Origin of the sequence: Microcoleus sp. C2D2, assembly GCF_036702495.1 — a bacterium.
In the GTDB taxonomy this organism is placed as follows: Bacteria; Cyanobacteriota; Cyanobacteriia; order Cyanobacteriales; family Microcoleaceae; genus Microcoleus.
The window spans coordinates 1-4,445 of record NZ_JAUBTO010000292.1 but is presented as its reverse complement, the minus strand read 5'-3'; the positions used below and the strand labels follow the sequence as shown (position 1 = coordinate 4,445).

Sequence of the window (4,445 nt, the reverse complement as noted above, 5' to 3'; positions counted from 1 at the left end):
GGTTGATATGCAATAGCTAAATGGCTATAACAAGGCGGCAATCTTTTAGGCAACTTTAACAGTCTATTCGATTAGTTTGGCTTGCTCGAACCTGAAACTACAGCATAAATGCTACCAGTTAGTCGCTTGCTTTTTCTACAATTGCGACTATTGGGGAATGCAGAGGCAAGCTGTTTAGTTGTTAAATAATTATTAAGCGTACCGCGACAGGTAAACACCTCAAAATTAACTTTTTGGGGTCGCTCGACGATGAGTTTTTCTGAGTTATTGCTGTGGTTTTTGAGTTTTTATGAGTAAAAGTTTGTAAGCTCAGCTTGAATTGTTAACCCAATTTTTTGCGGTATTAGCAACAAAAAACTCAAATTTATGCAAATTTAGGCAAGCTGGGAAGAACTGGAAAAAAGCAGGGAAAGATGGTAGCAAGCAATGTTGGGAGATATATTTATATCGGTAAAGGAAAGATGGTAGCAAGCAATGTTGGGAGATATATTTATATCGGTAAAGAAAAGTTGCGGCTAAGTTTTCTGAAACACGCGCTCGAATAGCGCTCCTACAACGGCTTCAAGCAGCCGGGGCGAGCGCTGTATTCGCGAATAGGCTCTTGCCCTTCAACGAGCGCCGAGCAGTAAATTAAAGTCGCCACACCTTGGTTATTCGCTATTCGCGAATATAGAATAAAGGAAACAATGCGCTAGCTCATCCGCTATGCTAAAACCCCAAGATATCCTTGCAATACTCAAAGTTCACAGTTGGAATTCAACGAACTGGACGTACAGTTCTCTCGCTCAAAGCTTGGGCATGAGCGCATCAGAGGTTCATGCTGCCCTTGAGCGTTCTGAAGCTGCCGGTCTGTATTATGGCTCCGAGCGGAAAATTTTGAAGCAAGCGGTGTTTGAATTCTTGGTTCACGGGTTGCGCTATGTATTCTACGCCCAACCAGGCCCCCTCTCGCGGGGACTGCCAACTGCACATTCTGCTGAGCCATTGAAAAGCAAGCTGGTTGCCTCACCATCTGAGGTTTATGTCTGGCCTGACCCTCAAGGTGTCGTCAGAGGACAGGCGATCGCGCCTCTGTACCGTTCAGTCCCCCAAGCTGCCAGTAACGATCCAGAACTCTACGCCTTGCTCAGCTTGATTGACGCTATTCGAGTTGGTCGGGTGCGGGAGCAACGTTTAGCTATAGACGAACTTGAAAAGAGGATCGTTGCTCTATGAATCAGCAGATACTCATGCTGGAAACAGTCGCCCGGGTACTCTCTCAAGTACGCACTACCATCGTCTTCACAGGAGGGGCGACGATATTCCTGTATCTGGACGAAGTGGCGGCTCCTGATATTCGACCTACCGATGATGTTGATTGTGTTGTGGAAATCACGTCCAGAGCTGAATATTACAATTTCTCGAACTTGTTGCGAACCCTTGGGCTTCAAGAAACTACAGAACCAGGGGCACCCCTATGTCGCTGGCAATATGAGGGCATTTCAATTGATGTGATGCCGTGCGATGAGTCGGTACTGGGGTTTTCTAACCGCTGGTACAAGCCAGGTATTGCTAATTCTATTCACTACCAACTTCCAAGTGGTAGGCAAATCCTAATTTTTTCAACGCCTTATCTCCTCGCCTCCAAAATAGAAGCTTTCACGGGTAGAGGCGGGGGTAACTTTTATTTTAGTTCCGATATTGAAGACATTGTGGCACTGCTTGACGGGCGTTCTAGTTTGTTCGAGGAAGTGCAACAAGCTGACTATGAAGTGAAAGCATTTTTATCAGGATGGTTTAGAGCCGAGCTGGAAAATCTGTGTTCCATCGCGCCTGCTTTCCTCTCGTCCGCTGCTAAAAATTCAGGTCGCACTCGCTTGCTATTGCAAAGAATTGAAAGGCTGGCGATAGTAGCGTAGTAGTTGACTGCTAGCAATAGACGGCAGCGGACACTCGATCGAGGTAAGCCTTACACTCGCTCTCAGCTCGGCGGGCGAGCGCAAAAACCAGATAGTCCAGCCTCAACTTTATTGCTGGCATAGTGGGTACTACGCTACAAAATCGCTTCTAAAATTTTAGCTACCTGCCAATTTCCTCACATTTGCTCAACTTGCTTCAAAATTCAATTCCGATGCCGCCACTTGACTATTAAATCAATCCAGTCTTTGTTAAAAACGCTAAAAAATAGCTAATTGTTGTGAGCGTTAAAATCAGGCATTTGCAGTATAAAGTCAGTGAGATTACAGGCATTTGCAGGGGCTGCACTCTCCCTGTATTTACCCGAAAATATCCTGCAAATGCCTGCAATTTTATGCCAAATTACTGCCTTTTTGTGTCGAGCGTACATTTGCCTGTTGAGGCAGGTTATGGCTGTTTAGTTTTGCTAGCAAGCAATGGTTTTGTCCGTACAAACCTGACTTTTACACGCAGAAACAAAAACAATGCACCCTTATGAATGGGGAATCCTAGGTGTCAAGTAGTTTGATTTTTACCCGCTCTTCGACTGTGCCGATTGCTCACATTGCTCCTGTTGTTGTGACAACTTCGTAGCAGCACTGGCATCAATTGCTCCGTCACACCTGGGTAGCGAGCGAGCGGCAGCAACTTCAACAAACTCAAGAGCAACTAGCAACTGCCAACCAGAAATTAGACGCCACCAACCAGAAACTCTCCGCATCCGAACAGCAATTAGCAGAGGTTGCTGGCTCACGGGATGAACTCAAACAACAGGTTGAGACGGAGCGGGCCTCACTCGAACAAGTCGAGGCACAACTTGCAGAACGCCAACAAAATTCAGCACCAGCGATCGACTTATCTGGCTACGCCGGGGACATCGTGAACTTCTTTAGGACTCTCCTCCCAAAAGCCACCAAGCTACCCAAAAATACTATGTCGAAGCTAAGGGAAATTTTGGAAGCAACAGAAGATTAGAAGACCGATCGCCCGATCGCCCCCAAAACAAAAAGCCCTCCTCCATTCTTCCGTTCGGCGTTTTACACGATGGGTAATTTGCAATTGGTAATTGGCAATGAGTCTTTGCCCCAATTACGGGGTGAAATGAGCAACCGTACAGAAAGTTACGCTAAGGAATTGATTGTGCCGTTTTGAATATTGCGATCGCGTCTTATAAACCTGTACCAATTGATATGTCTGAAATTTAAAAGCCTCAAAGCCTTACTGTGCCGTACAAAAAAGCTGTACCAAATAATCTATGCTCTAGTTGGTACAATTTAAGTTTCAACTCTTCAAGTTTTAGATAGACAAAAAGAGTGATTCCCAGAATGCTTATTCAGTAAAGCTTTCAGCCTTAGCGTAAGTTTCTGTACGACTGCTCACTTATCCCCTTAACGAATTACTGATAGAAGCCTGTAAAAATATTCAAAACATCCCATCAAGCATTTCGGTAACGTCTTGCTGGTCGCGCCCCCGGTTATCGTCATATATCATGAGCGTGTTTAAATTCCTGTGTCTGCTGAGTTTCTGGACTTTTCGCACATCCCCGTCTGTTGCGTCCAGCGCCGCTGTGATAGCTGAATGCCTGATGCGGTGAGGGGACATCTGTTTTTTGATACCAGCATTTTCGCTGTGACGGACAACCATCTTGCAGATACCGTCGCCGCTAAGTCTGTATCCGCTGTGAGCGGAGTCAAGTGCTATAAAAAGCGGGCTATCGGGCGAGCAACTTCCCCTGGCTTCTAACCAATCGGCGATCGCCTGCACTGTCGCAGAACCCAAATCGATCATCTCAGCTTGCGTCCCGCGTCCCTTGCCAAGAATTCGCAAAGTCTTACCGGCCAGGTCAAAGTCACAAACACTCAACTGACTAACTTCGTTTCGCCGCAGAGCATTACCCCACAGCAGGCGCAACAAAGCATAATCACGCTTCCCGGCTAGTGTTGCCAGATCGCACTGCTGCAAAATTCGCTCAAAAGTGGCTCTATCAACGCCCGTTGTATCTCGGTAGCCGACAATTTTCTCCCCCTTGATATCCTCCAAACTGTAATGGCACGCACCGAGCTTACGACCCATTTCCACCAACGACTTGACAGCCGCCAGCCGCCGATTAACCGTCGCTTCCTTAAGTCCCTTGTCAATCAGCTTAGCTTTGTACTTCAAGACCACCGAAACCGCTTGCCGTTCCTCAAGGTGCAAAAACTCCAAGACGTTATCAGGACAGGCAGGCTTTCCCGTCATAGTTTTTAAAAAGTCATTGACATCACGCTCATAGGCGCGGCGGGTATTTTCGGAGCGCTTGTCGGCGAGTAATTGTTTGAGCACGTCAGGGTCAGTATCTAAAGTGTCGAAATATCTCGAAATTTTGGCATCGAGGGAAGCTTCAAGGCGGGCCATCGACAGTTCTGGTTTATTCATTTTATGCCTTTGATAACCGACGTTTACGCGAACACTACAGGAAAAATGGGCCCCATCTAGAAACGGATGGGGCAACTGGGATTAGAGATTGAAAG

4 protein-coding genes are annotated in these 4,445 nt (G+C 46.6%); 3 read left to right on the top strand and 1 reads right to left on the bottom strand.

All coding sequences use genetic code 11. The features are described from left to right. Positions 1-705 precede the first annotated feature (705 nt). From QUB61_RS38065 to QUB61_RS38055, 3 genes are all read left to right on the top strand, one after another. Positions 706-1,215: a hypothetical protein gene (locus QUB61_RS38065; RefSeq protein ID WP_333136485.1), complete on the top strand. Its 510-nt coding sequence runs from the start codon at positions 706-708 to the stop codon at positions 1,213-1,215. Continuing rightward, a complete protein-coding gene (locus QUB61_RS38060) occupies positions 1,212-1,898 on the top strand; it encodes a hypothetical protein (protein ID WP_333136487.1) in 687 nt (228 codons plus the stop codon). Before QUB61_RS38065 ends, QUB61_RS38060 begins: the two co-directional genes overlap by 4 nt. A 646-nt stretch (positions 1,899-2,544) precedes the next feature. After that, positions 2,545-2,910: a hypothetical protein gene (locus QUB61_RS38055; protein ID WP_333136489.1), complete on the top strand. Its 366-nt coding sequence runs from the start codon at positions 2,545-2,547 to the stop codon at positions 2,908-2,910. A 447-nt stretch (positions 2,911-3,357) separates the two neighbouring features. Here QUB61_RS38055 and QUB61_RS38050 read toward each other — a convergent pair whose 3' ends face one another. Then, a complete protein-coding gene (locus QUB61_RS38050) occupies positions 3,358-4,350 on the bottom strand; it encodes a tyrosine-type recombinase/integrase (protein WP_333136491.1) in 993 nt (330 codons plus the stop codon). Positions 4,351-4,445: the final 95 nt, after the last annotated feature.

Bases quoted from the DNA above. Each gene is read 5' to 3' on its own strand.
- QUB61_RS38065 (WP_333136485.1), top strand. From the start codon at position 706: ATGCTAAAACCCCAAGATATCCTTGCAATACTCAAAGTTCACAGTTGG.
- QUB61_RS38050 (WP_333136491.1), bottom strand. From the start codon at position 4,350: ATGAATAAACCAGAACTGTCGATGGCCCGCCTTGAAGCTTCCCTCGAT.
- QUB61_RS38060 (WP_333136487.1), top strand. From the start codon at position 1,212: ATGAATCAGCAGATACTCATGCTGGAAACAGTCGCCCGGGTACTCTCT.